The sequence below is a fragment of the Streptomyces sp. DSM 106670 genome (assembly GCF_055792845.1).
Window position 1 is genome coordinate 3,219,298 of sequence record NZ_CM147704.1, and the last position, 15,706, is coordinate 3,235,003.

Genomic DNA, 15,706 nt, shown 5'->3' on the forward strand with positions numbered 1-15,706 from the left:
TTCAAGGGGCTCTCCTGGGGAGGGGGACTGCGAAATGCGCAGTGGAGCGAAGGTCGCCGTGATCGGCGGAGCGTTCGTCCTGGTGGCCGGCGGGATCGGCTACGGGGCGTACAGCATGCTCGGGGACACGGACGGCGGCGGGGGCGGTACGCAGAGCGCGTCCGAGTCGTCGAAGGTGAAGACGGGGCCGCCGAGCGCGGAGGAGATAGCCGAGACGTCGAAGGGCTTCTTCGACGCATGGGCGGCCGGGGACGCATCGGCGGCGGCGCTCCTCACCAACAACGAGTCGGGCGCGGAGCCGGTGCTCGCCTCGTACGGCGAGGACGCCCACATCGGCAAGGTGAAGATCACCCCGGGCCCGGCGACCGGCACGAAGGTGCCGTACACGGTCAAGGCGACCATCTCGTACGAGGGGAAGTCGAAGCCTCTGTCGTACGCGTCGGAGCTGACGGTCGTACGCGGCCTGACGACGGGCAAGGCGCTCGTCGACTGGGAACCGACCGTCGTACACCCGCAGTTGACGGAGGGCGCGACGCTGAAGACGGGCGAGTCCTCGACCCCGGCGATCGAGGCCGTCGACCGCAACGGGACGGTGCTGACCAAGGAGAAGTACCCCTCGCTCGGGCCGATCCTGGACACGCTGCGCAAGAAGTACGGTGAGACATCGGGCGGTTCGGCCGGCATCGAGACCTGGATCGAGCCCGCCGACGAGTCCCAGCCGGACGTCAACCTGGTGACGCTCACCAAGGGCAAGCCCGGCAAGGTGCAGACGACCCTGGACGCGGGCGCGCAGGCAGCGGCCGAGCGGGCGGTGAAGAAGTTCGCGCAGGCGTCGGTGGTCGCGGTGAAGCCGTCCACGGGGGCGATCCGCGCGGTGGCCAACAACCCGGTGACCGAGTTCAACGTGGCACTGCAGGGCAAGCAGGCGCCCGGCTCGACGCTGAAGATCATGACGGCGGCGATGCTGCTGGAGAAGGGCCTCGTCACCGCGAACGGGGCCGCCGAATGCCCGCCGGATGTCAGGTACTACACCCGTACGATCGAGAACCTGGGCCGCTTCTCGCTGCCGGATGGCTCCACCTTCACCCAGAGCTTCGCCAAGTCCTGCAACACCGCCTTCATCAAGCTGATCGATGATGTCGACGACGACTCGGCGCTAGCCAAGGAGGCTCGGGAGGTCTTCGGGATCGGCCTGGACTGGAAGACTGGTGTAGTGACGTCCGACGGCAGCGTGCCAGAGGAGGTCCAAGGCGAGGCGGCAGCCCAGTACATCGGGCAGGGCACCGTCCAGATGAACGTCCTCAACATGGCGTCCATCACCGCGACCGCCCGCACCGGCACCTTCCGCCAGCCGATCATCGTCCCGCAGTCCCTGGACGACCGGGAGTTGGCGACGGCCTCGCGCTCGCTGTCCTCTTCCGTCGTCCAGCAGCTGAACACGATGATGCGCGCCACGGCGGCCTGGGGCACCGGCGCGAAGGCCATGGGCTCGGTCGGCGGCGACAAGGGCGCGAAGACCGGTTCGGCGGAGGTCGACGGACAGGACACCTCCAACAGCTGGTTCACCGGCTTCAGCAACGACCTCGCGGCAGCGGCGGTCGTCCAGACCGGCGGCCACGGCGGCGACGCGGCGGGCCCGGTCGTGGCGGAGGTGCTGCAGGCGGGCGGCTGAGCTGAGCCCGGAGCCGGTACGCGCGGGCGCCGGGGCCCGGGACGGGTCCGGGTTTCGCGGCTCGCGGCTCGCGGCTCGCGGCTCGCGGCTCGCGGCTCGCGGCTCGCGGTTCACGTTTGACGAGTCACGTTCGACGACGGAGGAGTGACGTATGGGGCGGCGGCCGAGGCCGGGTTCCTTCTGGCGTCGGGCAGCGGCCGTCCTCGGCGTGCTGATGGTGGGCGTGGGGGCCGTCGTCGTCCTCCGCTCCTGGCCGACCGGCGACGTGGACCCCTTCGGCGCCCTGGTCGGCGTGGTGGGGGCGGTCATCGGCGTCGCCGGACTGCTCCTGCCCTTCTGGGAGCACCGGCAGAGCCGCCGGGAGGGCGCGGTCCGGGCCCTGGTCCGCGCGGTCGAGAGGCACGAGGACCAGCAGTACCGCAACATCCTGGGCCCGGGCAGCGCCTTCCTGCCGGTGCGCTTCCGCTTCTCGGCGGCCCCGGACGGCAGCCCCGGCGCCGCGGGCTCCGAGGAGTGGCGGACCGTCGTCGACCGCTACCTCGGGCTGCCCGGACCCGTGCGGCGGCTCGCGGTGACCGGCGGCCCCGGTACGGGCAAGTCCCTGCTGGCCAGGGAGCTGACGCGGGCGCTGGCCGGCCGCCATGACGAGGAGGCGGGCGACGGGGTGCCGGTGCTGCTCTCCCTCTCCTCGTGGGGCGGGCCACCGGACCGGGAGGATCCGCGGAGCGAGGGCTTCCATCTGGCGTTCCGCCGCTGGGCCGTCCAGCAGACCGCCCAGACGTACGGGCAGCCCTCCGCCCAGGTCGAGGAGGCGCTGACCGACAAGGCGGTCCTCGTCCTCGACGGTCTGGACGAGCTGGATCCCGCAGGGGCGGAAGTACGTCCCCGGGCAGCCGCGTTGCTCCGCTATCTCGCGGTGAACCGGGACTGCTTCCGCCATGTGGTCGTCACCTGCCGCAGCGACGTCTACGAGCAGTTCGAGGGTCCGGCCCCGCTGGCCGGGGCGGGCCGCGCCGAACTGCTGCCGGTCCCGCCGGACATGGCGCTCGACTACCTCAAGAGCCGCAGCGAGTGGTCCCACAGCGGCCTCACCGAGCGCTGGGACGGGGTGCTGGACGAGATGCGGGTCTCGCCCGGGGGGCCGCTGGCGCGTGCCCTGAGCACCCCGTGGCGACTCACCATGACCGCGAACGCGTTCCATGTGCGGGGCGAGGGCGGAGTGGGATGGCTCAGGGATCCCTCGGAGCTGGTGGCGCGGTGGGGGCGCGACGTCCTCTGGGAGCGCTACCGGGCTGAGTCCGACGAGTTCGCCGCCGAACACGGCCTGCCCGGGCGGCTGTGGAGCCTGTTCTCGCCGGAGGAACGGCTGCGGAGTGCGGAGGATTCCCCGGCCGCGGACGCCATGAGCAGCGAGGCCGAGGAGTACCTGCTGTCGCTCTTCGTCCCTTCCGTCGTGGCGGAGCATCCGCGCGACCCCGACCGCTACCCGGCCGAACGGGTCTCCGCGTGGCTCACCCTGCTGTCGACGCACCGAGGCGTGGACAGGTTCGCGGGGCCCCGGTATCTGAGCCTGATCGCCGACCTCCGGGCGGATCTGACCCCGCACCAGTTGTGGCCGCTGGGCGGCCGTCGTCTCGTGCGGACCCTGCACGGTTCGCTGTACACCCTCTTCGCACTGCTGGTGGCGGGGCTGGCCGCCGTCGCCCTGCGCGACCCGTGGGACGCGCTCTTCTGCTATCCCGTGGTCATCGCTGCGGGCTTCACGGCGCTCACGGCGTGGTCCGACCGGGCGGACATCGACCCGGTGAGCCGCTTCCGCATGGTGGGAAGGGCGGGCGGGCTGCTCGACCTGTACGCAAGGACCGTGGGGATGCCGCTGCTCGGTGTCTACTTCGGTGGCATGTTCGGGTTCGCCGTCTCGGTGAGCCTCACCCGGGCCCCGCTGCCCGACGTCCCCACGACCGTGTGGGTGGCGACGGCCGCCGGAGCGCTCCTGGGGATCCCGCTGTTGCAGAACCGGTCGACCGAGACCTACACCACCGTCAGGGGCTCACTGCCCGGACAACGCCACAAGATCTTCCTGGTCTGCGCCGCGCTGCGTGGCCGCCTTCCGTTGCGGCTGGGCCGCTTCCTGGACTGGGCGCACGAGGGAGGTCTGCTGCGGGTGGACGGCCACGCCTACCGCTTCCGGCACGACGAGTTCGAGCAGTACCTGTGGCGCTCCCACTGGCGGCCGGAGATCCTCCCCCCGTGCCTGGCCGCCGCGGACGCCGCCCTCCGGACCGGGGAGTCGACGGCGGACCGGCCGACCCGGGCGGGGCGGCGGATGCTGGAGCAGCTGGACACGCTCGACCGGCACCGCGTGGATCTGTACGCCACCTGCATGATGAGCGTCGGCATAGCGGGCGCGAAGGCCGAAACGGCGCTGCGCGCGTGGGCGGACCACTTGTCCACCGGCGCCGTGGACCCGGAGGCGGAAGCCGTTCTACGGGACCGGGCCGGTCAGGCGGTACGCCGCTTCCACGAGGCGGCGGCGCGCACGGGGTGATCCGCCCCCGGTTCGCCCCCACCGGATCGGGGAAGACGCCGTCACACTGCCGCGCCCCGCAGGATGCGGGTGATCACCAGCTCCGGATCGTCGGTCGGCAGGGCGTGGCCCGTACCGGGCACGATCTCCGCCTCGGCGGTGGGCATGAGGGCCCGCACCCGCTCGGCGACCTCGCGTGCGTCGTGCAGGGTGCTCCGCTCCCCCAGCAGGAAGAGCGCGGGGACCCGCACCCGGCGCAACTCCTCGTCGGAGAAGACCCGCGCCGGTGGAAGGGCGCGCCGGAAGCCGACGGAGGCCCGGCCCAGTTCCATCAGCTCGGTCTCCAGGATGGCGCTGTTGCCGACCCGGCGGGCGAGCCAGGGCCTCAGCGCGCGGGGCGCCATGCCCGCCAGACCGCCGGCGACGAGCCAGGCGTAGAAGCGGCGGCCGGGGTCCTCGAATCCGGCGGGTTCCACGAGGGTGAGGGCGGCCGTGCGGCCCGGGTGGTGCATCTGATGGCCGAGCGCCAGCCAGCCGCCGTAGGAGCAGCCGACCACATGGGCGGCGGTGGCCTCCAGGCCGGTGAGTACCTCCTCCAGCCAGCGGGCGCCGTCCTCGGCGCCGGTCAGGGGCGCGCTCTGGACACTGGCGCCCGGCTCGCCGACCGTGTCGACGGCGATCACCGTACGACGGCGGGCGATCGGCTCGATGTACCGGTGCCACATCAGGGAGTTGCCGTTGGCGCCCGACAGCAGGACGACCGGGTCGGAGCAGGGCGGTCCGGCACGGTGGACGCGGGTGGTGCCGAAGGACGTCGGCAGGTCGAGGGGGTCTCCGGCGCCCGGCCAGAGCCGGCCGAGCAGGCGTCCGTAGACGGCGTGGAAACGCTCGCGGCTCTTGTCGTTCCTGAACTCGCCTATGCTCATGGTACAGACGTATCACACCTTGGTACACGTGTACCACTAGCGGGAGGTCGGACCATCGCCGCGCGCGTCGATCACGAGGAACGCAGAAAACAGATCGCGGAGGCTCTGCTGCGTATCGCCGCCGCCGAGGGACTTCAGTCGGTGAGCATGCGGGCGGTCGCCGCCGAGGCGGGCGTCTCCCTCCGGCTGGTGCAGTACTACTTCACGACCAAGCAGGCCCTGGTGCTGGACGCCCTCGCCCGGCTCGGCACCCGGTTCCAGGCCCGTATGGACCGATGGGTCCGCGCCGCGGGCTCTCCGCCGCAGCCACGCTCCACGGTCACGGCCATCCTCTCCAGCATCCTGCCGACCGACGAGGAGAGCCGTCAGATCAGCCGGATCTACGCCGCCTACTACGCGCTCGTCCTCGGTGACAGCTCGCTGGAGGAGCACGCCATCCCCCAACCCGCCCTGCTGGAGGGCTTCCTCGCCGAACAGCTCCGCCTGGCGCAGGAGGCCGGCGCGGTGGGCCCCGGGAAGGATCCCGCCATGGTGGCCGCCGGACTGCTGGCCATGGTCAACGGCCTCGGCGCGAGCGTGCTGGGCGGCCAGCGCACCGGTGCGGCGGCTTCCGACGTCCTGCACCACCACCTGGACGAGCTGTTCGGCCCCGCCCCACAGGCCCGCCCGCGTCCCGCCGCGACGTAGGACCGGCGGAACACCACCTACTCCCCGGCCGCCGCCCACTCCCCCCGCCCCGCCAGGTCCAGCACCAGGGCGGCGATGTTCCACGCGTCGTCGTCGCCCCGGTGGTGGCGGCCCTCCAGCGGGAGGCCGGCCACCGTCAGCGCCTGGGCCATGCCGGGGCGGCGGCGCAGCCCGTACGCGGCGGTGAAGGCGATCTTGGCGTTCGTGTGCCGCTGCCCGAAGGGGTACTCCGTACCCGTCGCCCGGCACTGGCGGGTGAACTGGTTACGGTCGTAGTCGCCCCAACTGGCCCAGGGCAGCAGCCCCGTACGGTGCTCGGCGGCCAGCACCCGGCAGGCCTCGGCGAACGGCAGGCCGCCGTCCACCTCCGCCTGCGTCAGCCCGGTCAGCTCCGTGCAGAACGGGCTGACCTTCGAACGCGCGGGCCGGACCAACAGCCGGTGCTTGGCGAGCCGTTCGCCCGCGCGCAGGTCGACGACGGTGAGACCGATCTCGATGATCTCGCTCACCTGGCCGGGCGGCGGCTGGGCCTCCCAGCAGGTCGCCTCGACATCGACGACGTTCAGCAGATGTTCGCCCTGCTCCCCCATGTCCATCACGTCCATGGGGCGAGCGTAGAAGCGCCGCCGCCCCGGGTCACCCGGGTTTCACGACCTCTCGCGGCCTCTCACGGCCTCTCAGAGGTCGTCCACGTCGACGAGGCCGTCCTGGACGGCCCGGGCCACCAGGCTCGCCTTGGTCCGGGCGGGGCGGCCGACGTTCGCGTACTTGATCCGCACCCGGTCCAGGTAGGAGTTGACCGTCCGTACGGAGATGCCGAGGCGCTGCGCGACCAGCTCCTTCGACTCCGACTGGAACCACTCGATGAGCACGTTCTCCTCGCGCGAGGAGAGCTGCGGGCGGTCCGCGCGGGCGTTCGTGCCCAGCGCGCCGGCCAGCGCGGGCGGCATGTAGGGCCGCTCGTCGGCCGCCGCCAGGGTCGCCTCGACCAGGTGCTCCTGGCCCTCGCTCTTGGTCAGGAAGGTCGCGGCTCCGAGGTCCAGGCAGGTGAGCGCGGTCTTCTCGTCGTCCCGCATCGAGTAGACGACCACCTGCCGCCCGGCGTCGACGAGTCTGCGGAGGCTGCTGAAGGCGGGGACGGTCTCGCCCAGTTGCAGATCCAGGACGATCACATCGGCCGTACTGCCCGGGGCGGTCCAGGCCTCCCGTACGGAGGCTCCCGCCGCGACCACGGTGATGGGCCGTGGTGAAGCGCTGTACCACATCTCCACGCCCGAGAGGATGGCCGGATGGTCGTCGATGACGACCACGCTGACCGGTGCGTCGTTACTCATGGCAGGACAACTCCCGATGACACCGATCTACTCCAACTCGCTTCTGCCCACACGCTTTCACCGCGTCTGGTTCTTACCACGGACACGTGCGGGTCCGCGGCGCGGCTCTGCGACGGGACGGCCGCCGCCTCGGTGCGGTCGTCCGCGCAGTCGACGCCGACGACGCTCACGCGGACGGCGCCGGGGGTCCATACGACCGTCACGCGCGCGGCGGAGCGGGTACGGCCCAGAGTCACCGCCACCGGGTCGATCAGCTCCCTGCGTACCTCCACGGGCACCTCGCCCGGCCTGCCGCGCACGGCCAGGTTCACCTTCACGCCCTGGTGTTCGGCCACCTCGACGCAGGCCCGCAACTCGTTCAGCAGCGGGTCGGCGACGGCATCGCCCTCGGCGAACAGGCGGCGCATACGGGCGCCCTCCACGCCGCACCGCAGCCTGACCTCCTCGTCGTGCGGGCTCAGTACACCGTGGCCGAGGCCCACCAGCAACGGCACCGTCGTCGCCGTCAGCGCGCGGTAGCGCTCCTTGTGGTCGCTCTGCAGGTGCTCGTGGATACGTTCCCGGGTGCGCAGTTCCTCCTCCCGCGCGGCCGCCGACCCCGCCGCCGGCGCGGTGTCGCGGAGCAGATGCGTCATCAGGACGCCGATGGCGAGCTGGAGGCCGCAGCTGCCAATCGTGGCGAGCCCCAGAACGGCCGCCTCGGCGGCGGCCGGCGCCCCGTGCCAGACCACGGCCGCCGCGTTGATCCCTATGTGCGCCCCGAGGAATGCCGCGTACACCCTGACCCTCAGGTCCGCCAGCAGGAACAACGCATGCCAGCCGACCACTCCGAACGCCCAGTCCGCCGGACCCGTCGAGTGACCCGGAGGAAGCGTGTACGCGCTCACCGCCGAGACCGCCAGCACCGCACCCAGGCACCAGCCGCGCACCCCCGGCGGGATCCGCCTGCCGCGCAGCAGACAGGCGCCGCCGGTCACCGCGACGGCGACGAGGCCGAGGAAGGCGGCCGTCTGCGCCCACGCGGGGTCGTACACGTCCTGGTGGGCCAGGAGCCGGCGCAGCGAGATGGTGAACTGCCACACCAGGCAGATCAGCAGGGCGACCAGCTGGGCCCCGTAGAGGAGCTGTCCGCGGATGAAGCGGACCGCCGCCGTGTGCTGTGCCGGGGTACGGGGCGGGCACGGTACGTCCGCGGCTCGCCCCTCGTCCCCCGTGCGTGGCTCCCGGTCCCGGTCCCGGTCGGGCCAGCGCCACCGCACGCGGGTTCCGGCGCCCGGACGCGAGGCGATGGAGGCGGTGCCTTCGACCGCGCGCATCCTGCCGATGATGGAGCCGGAGATGCCCCGGCGATGCATCGGGACGGAGTCAAGGTCGAAGCCCCGTCCCGCGTCCGACAGTTCGACAACGACGACGCCGTCGCTCTCCCCTCTCCACGCTCTGAGTTCCGCCTCCCGCACCCCGGAGTGGCGTGACACATTGGTGACGGCTTCCCGGACGCCGTTGAATATCGCGAGACCCGGGCCGGAGGGAATCGCGAGCGGCCCTTCGATGTGCGTCGTGAGCCGCACCCTGGCCTGCCCCTCCCCCTCGGGCACACAGCTCAGAAGCGCCGCGAGGTCGACGCTCCCCGTCTCGAACCCGGGCATGGCGGACAGCGCCTCCAGGTCCTGCCGGGCACGTGGGGGAAGCCACGACCAGTCCCGGCTGTCGCCCTGGGAGACCATCAGCAGGGTCGCGCTGGCCGTGTCGTGCAAGGTCGCCAGGTACTCGCGCTCGGTCGCCCGCCGCGCCGCGGCGACGTCGGCCTCCCGGCGCAGGGCGGCCCTCACCGCGGCCGACCGGTCGGCCGCCCTGGCCCGCGCCCGGACGATGAGGTAGCCCGCCCTCGACAGGCCCACCTGGATCAGCATCCGCACCAGGGGCACCACGTCGGGACCGTGCGCGGGCGAGGAGAGAAGGTCACCCAGCACACAGGCGACGCCCCCCACCACCGCCAGCGCGGCCCCGGCCACCGGACGCGTCGCCCACTCGAACTGGAACGCGATGACGCTGATGCCGACGGCCACCTCCACCATCGCGTTCGCGCCCTCACCGCCGAGAACGGGCTGTGCGAGCCCCAACAGCGCGACCACCGCCGCGTCCAGCGTCCAGAGCAGGGCGAGCGGAAGCGGACGGCGCAGCGCCCGAAGACGTACACCGCAGGCGAGGACAGCCGGTGCCAGCAGCGCCAGCGCCCGGGGCACATCCGACGCGTCCGCCCAGACCAGGCCCAGCGCACCGCACAGAAGGACCACGGCGGACCTGAGCCACACCCCGTACCGCTCGACGGTCCGGTTCACCAGGCGCTCGCTGTTTCCCACGTGACCCCCACGCCGCATGAGGGCGAGGTTAGTTGACCGGCGAACGAGCGGCACCGGATGTGGGGCGAACGACCGGCACACCCCGCGACCGGGCCGGGCTAGCGTGCCCGACACGAGCCACACGAGCCACACGCGGAGACGCGACAACGGGGAAACGGGGAACATTCCATGCAGAGAACTCAGAGGCGGTTCACGCTGCTTCTCGCCGCGGCGCTGTCAGCCGTCCTCACCATGCTCGCCGTCGCACCGGCCGGCGCGGCGGGCAAGCCGTCCCGGTCGGACAGCGCGAGCACCCGGGTCATCTTCGTCCACGGGCACTCCCCCGTCGGCAAGCACGACTGCACCAAGACGTTCAAGGACGCCCGCAAGCACTTCACGAACAAGAAGTGGAAGGGGAACCTGCTCACCTTCGGCTACTACACGAAGAACAAGAAGTGCTCGGCCAATGTCAGCGGTGACCGCAATACGCCCATCAAGGACGTGGCCAAGAAGTTCGCGAACTACGTCTCCAAGAACTACACGAAGAAGGGCATCAAGGTCGACGTCGTAGCCCACTCCATGGGCGGTCTCGTCGTCCGCGCCGCCCTGCACTACACCCACAAGGGCGCCAAGGGCTTCCCGGACAAGCTCTACATCGAGGACGTCGTCACGCTGGGCACCCCGCACGCCGGAATCACCAAGAGCAGGGTGACGCTCTGCGGAAAGGCCAAGCAGTGCTTGGACATGAAGCCGGGTAGCGCCTTCCTCAAGGCGCTCGGGAGCAAGATGCCGAGCACCACCAAGAAGGGCAACATGAGCACCGACTGGACCACGGTCTCCTCGTACAACGACGGAACCGTCTCCGAGTCCTCCGGCATCGCGGGCACCGCGAACCACGAAGTCCAGTACAAGGCCGGAATCAATCACGGCCAACTCATCACCAAGACCACCGGTTCGTACAACGGCAGGATCAAGTACTCCACGAAGTGGACCAAGTTCCACAAGCGCGTCTCGCCCGTGGAACAGGCACGCCTGGCGGTCTACTGGCACGCGACGACCTGATATCCGCATATCCGCTGAGCCGCAGAACAAAGAAAGGTGCGGTCGCCCCGGCAAGGGCGGCCGCACCTTTCACGTGGCGAACGCGGTTCATGCGGTGCACACGCATGGTCACCCAGGTTTCGCCGCCCCGCCCCCGGAGCGCGCGACGGCGGTGTCCTCCGGCAACAACTCGGCGCGTGGCACGCCCGGTTCGGGCAAGGTCCGGAAGAACAGCCAGCTCAGCAGCGGCATCAGTGCCAGAGGCGCCAGGGCGGTCCGCAGGGACGTGGCGTCGGCGAGGCCGCCGATCGCGGGGCTGGCCAGGCCGCCGATGCTGACGGTCAGGCCGAGGGTGATCCCGCTGGCGGTGCCGACCCGGGAGGGCAAGTAGTCCTGGCCGAGCGTCACTTGGAGTGAGAAGGGTACGTACAGGCCCGCCGAGGTCAGCGCCACGAACAGGTAGAAGGCCGGTCCCGGCACCCACACCACGCCCGCGACGGCCACGGCCGAGATCAGGTACGACCAGCGCGCGACCACCACCCGGTCCCACCGGGCGGCCAGGGATCCGCCGAGCACCGAGCCGACCGTACTGCCCAGGTAGAGCACGGTCAGGGCCGCGGTGCCCACGGCCGTACCGCCGCCCAGGCGCTGACGGGCGTACAGCGCGATGAAGGTGCTCAGGCCGATGAACGCGATCGACCGGAAGACCACGGCCAGGGACAGCTTCACGAAGGAGGCGACGTCGTCGCTCCCGGCCGCCGGTGTCGTACCGGAGCCTTCGGTGGCCTGCCGCTGTTGCAGGACGCGCACCACCGGCAGGCACAGCGCGGCTCCGGCGAGGGCCGGCAGCACGAGCAGGGGCGTCCACCGCAGCCCGCCGGCGGTCATCGCGGCGGCGACCATGAGCGGGGCCAGGGCGAAGCCGACCGTGCCGCCCATGGAGAACCAGCCCATCGCCCGGTGGCTGCCCCGGGCAGCGATACGGGCGACACGGGCGGATTCGGGGTGGTAGGCGGCCACCCCGATCCCCGACAGCGCCACGAACGCGAGCGTGAGCGGGTAGGAACCGCTCAGCCCGCTCAGCGCGATGCCGACCCCGCCGAGCAGGGTGCTGACCGGCAGCAGCCACGGCATGGCCCACCGGTCGGTGAGCACCCCGAACACCGGCTGCGCCACCGAGGACAGCAGCGAGGCGGCCAGCACGATGCCCGAGGCGACCGCGAGCGAGTAGGCACGCTCGGCGATGAAGAACGGCACCAGGGCCGCGACGCAGCCTTGGTAGACGTCGACGCAGGCATGGCCCACGGACAGCAGAACGATCGGCGTGTTCCTTCGCATCCCGCCATGGTCCGGCCGGGGCGCTCTGTCGCGCTTTCGATAATCTGCCAGATGATGCCGAACATCCGCCACGCCGCCGGTCAAGCGGCCGCCGGTCAATCCACCACCGGTCAAGCGGCCGCCCGCCCGGCCACCACCGGTGGAGCTTCCGTGCACCCGGCCACCACCGGTGGAGCTTCCGTCCGTCACGACCCCGTGGCCCCGACCCGCACACGTCGGCTGGCCCCCGGCGGCTCGATCGACGCCCACCGGCACGACGACCACCAGATCGTCTACGCGGGCCGCGGCGTCCTGACCGTCACGACCGACACGGGATCCTGGGTCGCCCCGGGCACTCGCGCGATCTGGGTCCCCGCCGGCGTCGTGCACGCGCACCGGGCGTACGGCGAGCTCGACCTGCACCTGGTCGGGCTGCCCGTCAGCGAGAACCCGCTCGGCCTCGACGCACCGACCGTCCTCGCCGTCAGCCCGCTGCTGCGCGAACTGCTCATCGCCTACACCCGCGCCGAGGACGACGGCGAAAGCCCCGAGCGGGCCCGGCTGCGCGCGGTACTCCTCGACCGACTGCGCACGTCGGACGCGCAGCAGCCGCTGCACCTGCCCACGCCCACCGCGCCGCAGCTCCGCGACCTGTGCGCCGTCCTGCAGGCCGACCCCGGCGACGGCCGTACGCTCGCCGAACTCGGCCGCCAGATCGGGGCCGGCGACCGGACCCTGTCCCGGCTGTTCCGCAGCGACCTCGGCATGACGTTCCCGCAGTGGCGCACCCAGCTCCGCCTCCACCACGCCCTGATCCTGCTGACCGAACGGACGCCGGTGACCGCGGTGGCGCATCAGTGCGGCTGGTCGTCGACGAGCGCGTTCATCGAGGTCTTCCGCCGCGCCTTCGGCCACACGCCGGGCTCGCACCCGGCAGGGTGAGCCCACCACCCGGAACCCGCTCGCATGCATACTGCACCGACCGCTAGCGTGCAGCCATGAGCACACCCGAACCCGCAGAAACCGCTCCCGCAGCCCCCGCCGCCCCTGCCTCCCACGCCCACCCCCGGTTCGCCGAGGCGCTGGCCGAACTGGGCCTCCAGGTCGAGGTGCGCCGCTTCCCCGACGCGACCAGGACCGCCGTCGAGGCCGCGGCGGCGGTCGGCTGCGAGCTGAGCGAGATCGTCAAGTCGCTGGTCTTCACGGCGGACGGCGTACCGGTACTGGTCCTGATGGACGGGTCGTCCCGGGTGGACGTCGAGCTGGTACGCCGCGAACTCGGCGCGCAGAAGGTCAAGCGGGCGGACGCGGACCTGGTCCGGGAGACGACGGGTTACGCGATCGGAGGCGTACCCCCGTTCGGCCACGCGACCAGGACCCGTGTCCTGGCCGACCGACGCCTCCTCGACCACGCCGTGGTGTGGGCGGCCGCGGGCACCCCGCACACGGTGTTCCCGCTCGACCCGAAAACGCTGATCGCCCACGCGGGCGCGACGGTCGCGGATGTGCGCGAGCCCGCCAAGTGACCCCGCTGGTCGCCCTCGCGGTGCTCATAGCCGCGATCACGCACGCCAGTTGGAACGCCATCGCCCACGCGATCAAGGATCAGCTGCTCTCCTTCACGCTGATCTCCGGCGGCGGACTGCTGATCGGTGCGGCGATGGCGCTGTTCGCCCCGTTCCCGGCGGCGGCCGCCTGGCCGTACCTCCTGGTGTCGGCCGCGCTGCATGTGGCGTACATGATGCTGCTGATGCGCTCGTTCACGCTGGGCGACTTCGGCCAGATGTACCCGATCGCCCGGGGCACAGCCCCGCTGGTGGTGACGGTCCTGGCGGCGGTGTTCGTCGGCGAGCGCCCGGACGGCTGGGCGACGGCGGGCGTGGCGGTGGCCTCGGCCGGACTGGTCGGGCTGGCACTGTGGGGCATCCGGGGCTCCGGCAAACGCCCGCACTGGCCGGCGATCATGGCAGCCCTCGGCACGGGCCTGGCCATCGCGGGCTACACGACGGTGGACGGCGTCGGCGTCCGCGCCTCCGGCACCCCGCTGGGTTACGTCGCATGGCTGATGGTGCTGGAGGGCCTGGCGATCCCGGCGTACGCGTACTACCGCCGACGCGCCGAACTGCTGCCGCAGCTGCGGCCGTTCGCGGCACGCGGCCTGCTCGGCGCGGCCCTCTCGGTGGTCGCGTACGGGCTGGTGCTCTGGGCTCAGACGCGAGCCCCGCTGGCCCCGATCGCGGCACTCCGCGAGTCGTCGATCATCGTGGGCGCGGCGATCGGCACGCTGTTCTTCAAGGAGCGCTTCGGGGCTCCGAGGATCGCGGCGGCGGGGCTGATGGTGGTGGGCATCGGGCTGATGCTGCACACGAGTTGAGGGTGCGCTCAGCGGCCTTCGACGCCATCGACCGCGTACGGCAGGAAGGCCGCCCACGCAGCGGGCGCGAGGGCGAGGCGGGGCCCCCGGACGTTCTTGGAGTCGCGCACGTGGACGGCGTCGGGGGAACTCGCGACCTCGACGCACTCGTTGCTGTTGCTGCTGTCGCTGTAACTGCTCCTGAACCAGCGCAGTTCGGAGGCATCCCGGGCAGAGCGCTTCTGGATCACGTCGCTCCCGAAGAAGTCAGTGTGCTGCGGCGTACGCGACGAAGCCCGCCCACGCGGCAGGGGTGACGGCGAGGCGGGGGCCTTGGACGTTCTTGGAGTCGCGTACGTGGACGGCGTCCGGCGCGGCCGCGACCTCGACGCACTCGCTGCCGTTACTGCTGTCGCTGTAACTGCTCTTGAACCAGCGCAGCCCGGCTGCGTCCTCAGCAAGCGGCTTGCCCATCATGTCTCTCCCAGCACGTGCTCGATGAAGGCCGTCGATTCCCGAGGGGTGAGGGCCTGGGCCCGGATCATGCCACACCGCAAATCAAGGATTCGGACCTGCTTCGGATCCGAGACCGGCCGCCCGCCGAACGCCCCCTCGGACCGCCCGACCGCCGTGCCGTCCTTGAACTTCAGCACCTGGATCTCCCCATCGATTCCCGCGTGCTCCTCCAGGCCCATCGGCATCACCTGCACCGTGACGTTACGCAACTCACTTACCGCCAGCAGGTGTTCGAGCTGCCGACGCAACACCATCCTGCCTCCGAGCGGACGCCGGAGCACCACCTCTTCCAGGACGAATCCGAGCGTCGGGGCGGGCGACCGCTCGAAGATGGCCTGCCGAGCCATACGCGCGGCTACGCCACGCTCGATCTCCTCCTGCGGGTAGGAGGGCTGGCGCATCGAGAACAGCGCTCGCGCGTACTCGGCCGTCTGCAACAGGCCGTGGACACTGCTGTTGCCGTACGCCAGCACCTCCACCGCCGCGGCCTCCAGCTTCGCCAGCTCCCGGATCTTCTTCGGATACCGCACCTCCGCGATATCGGCCTTCATCGCCGCGAGCTTGCCACCCGCCCCCACCGCCACGTCCACGCCGTCCAGGAACTCCGGGCGCGGGATGCGCCGCCCGCCCTCGACCTTGTAGATGAGGTCCTCGCCGTACCCCATCACGGAGCCCAGCTCGGCCGCCCGCAGGCCCGCCGCCTCGCGCCATGCCCTGATCTGGCGACCCACGGCAGCGACCACCGCCGCCCCCGACTCGTCGTCCGGGTCGACATCCCAGCCGGGCTCGTCCGCCCCGCCGCCCCCGTGTCCCGTACCGTCGCCAACCACGCTCATGCGAGCCCCACTTCCGACGTGCGTGCCGTTCTCGTCCCAACCGCTTCCGTTCCCCGCACGTCACTGCCGACAGCCCGGACAACACCGGACAAGCCCCGGACAGCGTCCGTACGCAAGGGCTCTTCCTCTGGGCACGGTACGCACGCGCGGCCACGCTG

The 15,706-nt window shown here is 71.6% G+C and carries 15 protein-coding genes; 7 read left to right on the forward strand and 8 right to left on the reverse strand.

Annotated features, from left to right (window positions below; all coding sequences use genetic code 11):
- The first annotated feature begins 34 nt into the window (after window positions 1–34).
- Together ACSMXR_RS14210 and ACSMXR_RS14215 are read left to right on the forward strand one after the other, a co-directional pair.
- Window positions 35–1,672 carry a penicillin-binding transpeptidase domain-containing protein gene (locus ACSMXR_RS14210; protein ID WP_473172009.1) on the forward strand — a complete coding sequence of 546 codons (1,638 nt, stop codon included), beginning with the start codon at window positions 35–37 and terminating at the stop codon, window positions 1,670–1,672.
- A gap of 151 nt (window positions 1,673–1,823) precedes the next feature.
- Window positions 1,824–4,220: an NACHT domain-containing protein gene (locus tag ACSMXR_RS14215; protein WP_473172010.1), complete on the forward strand. Its 2,397-nt coding sequence runs from the start codon at window positions 1,824–1,826 to the stop codon at window positions 4,218–4,220.
- A gap of 41 nt (window positions 4,221–4,261) precedes the next feature.
- Here ACSMXR_RS14215 and ACSMXR_RS14220 read toward each other — a convergent pair whose 3' ends face one another.
- The gene (locus ACSMXR_RS14220; RefSeq protein ID WP_473172011.1) at window positions 4,262–5,125 is read right to left on the reverse strand and encodes an alpha/beta fold hydrolase; all 864 of its coding nucleotides are present in this window, start codon (window positions 5,123–5,125) and stop codon (window positions 4,262–4,264) included.
- Between the two features lie 54 nt (window positions 5,126–5,179).
- Here ACSMXR_RS14220 and ACSMXR_RS14225 point away from each other — a divergent pair, with 54 nt between their 5' ends.
- Window positions 5,180–5,812, forward strand: a complete 633-nt coding sequence (locus tag ACSMXR_RS14225; RefSeq protein ID WP_473172381.1) for a TetR/AcrR family transcriptional regulator — start codon at window positions 5,180–5,182, stop codon at window positions 5,810–5,812.
- Between the two features lie 17 nt (window positions 5,813–5,829).
- Here the strand turns inward: ACSMXR_RS14225 and ACSMXR_RS14230 are convergent, their stop codons facing one another.
- The 3 genes from ACSMXR_RS14230 to ACSMXR_RS14240 form a co-directional block, all read right to left on the reverse strand.
- Window positions 5,830–6,408: a 3'-5' exonuclease gene (locus tag ACSMXR_RS14230; protein WP_467342796.1), complete on the reverse strand. Its 579-nt coding sequence runs from the start codon at window positions 6,406–6,408 to the stop codon at window positions 5,830–5,832.
- Window positions 6,409–6,489: 81 nt separating this feature from the next.
- The gene (locus tag ACSMXR_RS14235) at window positions 6,490–7,146 is read right to left on the reverse strand and encodes a response regulator transcription factor (RefSeq protein ID WP_364884716.1); all 657 of its coding nucleotides are present in this window, start codon (window positions 7,144–7,146) and stop codon (window positions 6,490–6,492) included.
- Complete coding sequence (locus ACSMXR_RS14240) at window positions 7,143–9,506, reverse strand: sensor histidine kinase (protein WP_473172012.1); 2,364 nt, start codon at window positions 9,504–9,506, stop codon at window positions 7,143–7,145. The genes ACSMXR_RS14235 and ACSMXR_RS14240 overlap by 4 nt, the downstream gene beginning before the upstream one ends.
- Before the next feature lie 168 nt (window positions 9,507–9,674).
- Between ACSMXR_RS14240 and ACSMXR_RS14245 the strand changes: the two genes are divergently transcribed.
- Window positions 9,675–10,547 (forward strand): esterase/lipase family protein, encoded by an 873-nt coding sequence (locus tag ACSMXR_RS14245; protein WP_240806050.1) that lies wholly within the window; start codon window positions 9,675–9,677, stop codon window positions 10,545–10,547.
- 108 nt (window positions 10,548–10,655) lie between these two features.
- Here ACSMXR_RS14245 and ACSMXR_RS14250 read toward each other — a convergent pair whose 3' ends face one another.
- Window positions 10,656–11,864: an MFS transporter gene (locus ACSMXR_RS14250; RefSeq protein ID WP_473172013.1), complete on the reverse strand. Its 1,209-nt coding sequence runs from the start codon at window positions 11,862–11,864 to the stop codon at window positions 10,656–10,658.
- 51 nt (window positions 11,865–11,915) lie between these two features.
- Here ACSMXR_RS14250 and ACSMXR_RS14255 point away from each other — a divergent pair, with 51 nt between their 5' ends.
- The 3 genes from ACSMXR_RS14255 to ACSMXR_RS14265 are packed head-to-tail and all read left to right on the forward strand — an operon-like array spanning window position 11,916 to window position 14,217.
- Entirely contained in the window at window positions 11,916–12,785 is an 870-nt protein-coding gene (locus ACSMXR_RS14255) for an AraC family transcriptional regulator (RefSeq protein WP_473172014.1), read from the forward strand.
- A gap of 56 nt (window positions 12,786–12,841) precedes the next feature.
- Window positions 12,842–13,369: a YbaK/EbsC family protein gene (locus ACSMXR_RS14260; protein ID WP_137234631.1), complete on the forward strand. Its 528-nt coding sequence runs from the start codon at window positions 12,842–12,844 to the stop codon at window positions 13,367–13,369.
- Window positions 13,366–14,217, forward strand: a complete 852-nt coding sequence (locus ACSMXR_RS14265) for an EamA family transporter (protein ID WP_473172015.1) — start codon at window positions 13,366–13,368, stop codon at window positions 14,215–14,217. Before ACSMXR_RS14260 ends, ACSMXR_RS14265 begins: the two co-directional genes overlap by 4 nt.
- Before the next feature lie 8 nt (window positions 14,218–14,225).
- Here ACSMXR_RS14265 and ACSMXR_RS14270 read toward each other — a convergent pair whose 3' ends face one another.
- From ACSMXR_RS14270 to ACSMXR_RS14280, 3 genes are read right to left on the reverse strand one after another with little or no spacing between them, the layout of a single operon-like run.
- Window positions 14,226–14,447, reverse strand: coding sequence for a DUF397 domain-containing protein (locus ACSMXR_RS14270; RefSeq protein WP_473172016.1), 222 nt, complete (start codon window positions 14,445–14,447; stop codon window positions 14,226–14,228).
- A 16-nt stretch (window positions 14,448–14,463) separates the two neighbouring features.
- Window positions 14,464–14,673 carry a DUF397 domain-containing protein gene (locus ACSMXR_RS14275; RefSeq protein WP_364884735.1) on the reverse strand — a complete coding sequence of 70 codons (210 nt, stop codon included), beginning with the start codon at window positions 14,671–14,673 and terminating at the stop codon, window positions 14,464–14,466.
- A complete protein-coding gene (locus ACSMXR_RS14280) occupies window positions 14,670–15,548 on the reverse strand; it encodes a helix-turn-helix domain-containing protein (protein ID WP_218526096.1) in 879 nt (292 codons plus the stop codon). The genes ACSMXR_RS14275 and ACSMXR_RS14280 overlap by 4 nt, the downstream gene beginning before the upstream one ends.
- Window positions 15,549–15,706: the final 158 nt, after the last annotated feature.

Coding starts and splice junctions, on each gene's coding strand:
- ACSMXR_RS14210 (WP_473172009.1), top strand. CDS start 35: ATGCGCAGTGGAGCGAAGGTCGCCGTGATCGGCGGAGCGTTCGTCCTG.
- ACSMXR_RS14215 (WP_473172010.1), top strand. CDS start 1,824: ATGGGGCGGCGGCCGAGGCCGGGTTCCTTCTGGCGTCGGGCAGCGGCC.
- ACSMXR_RS14220 (WP_473172011.1), bottom strand. CDS start 5,125: ATGAGCATAGGCGAGTTCAGGAACGACAAGAGCCGCGAGCGTTTCCAC.
- ACSMXR_RS14230 (WP_467342796.1), bottom strand. CDS start 6,408: ATGGACATGGGGGAGCAGGGCGAACATCTGCTGAACGTCGTCGATGTC.
- ACSMXR_RS14235 (WP_364884716.1), bottom strand. CDS start 7,146: ATGAGTAACGACGCACCGGTCAGCGTGGTCGTCATCGACGACCATCCG.
- ACSMXR_RS14245 (WP_240806050.1), top strand. CDS start 9,675: ATGCAGAGAACTCAGAGGCGGTTCACGCTGCTTCTCGCCGCGGCGCTG.
- ACSMXR_RS14250 (WP_473172013.1), bottom strand. CDS start 11,864: ATGCGAAGGAACACGCCGATCGTTCTGCTGTCCGTGGGCCATGCCTGC.
- ACSMXR_RS14255 (WP_473172014.1), top strand. CDS start 11,916: ATGATGCCGAACATCCGCCACGCCGCCGGTCAAGCGGCCGCCGGTCAA.
- ACSMXR_RS14260 (WP_137234631.1), top strand. CDS start 12,842: ATGAGCACACCCGAACCCGCAGAAACCGCTCCCGCAGCCCCCGCCGCC.
- ACSMXR_RS14275 (WP_364884735.1), bottom strand. CDS start 14,673: ATGATGGGCAAGCCGCTTGCTGAGGACGCAGCCGGGCTGCGCTGGTTC.
- ACSMXR_RS14280 (WP_218526096.1), bottom strand. CDS start 15,548: ATGAGCGTGGTTGGCGACGGTACGGGACACGGGGGCGGCGGGGCGGAC.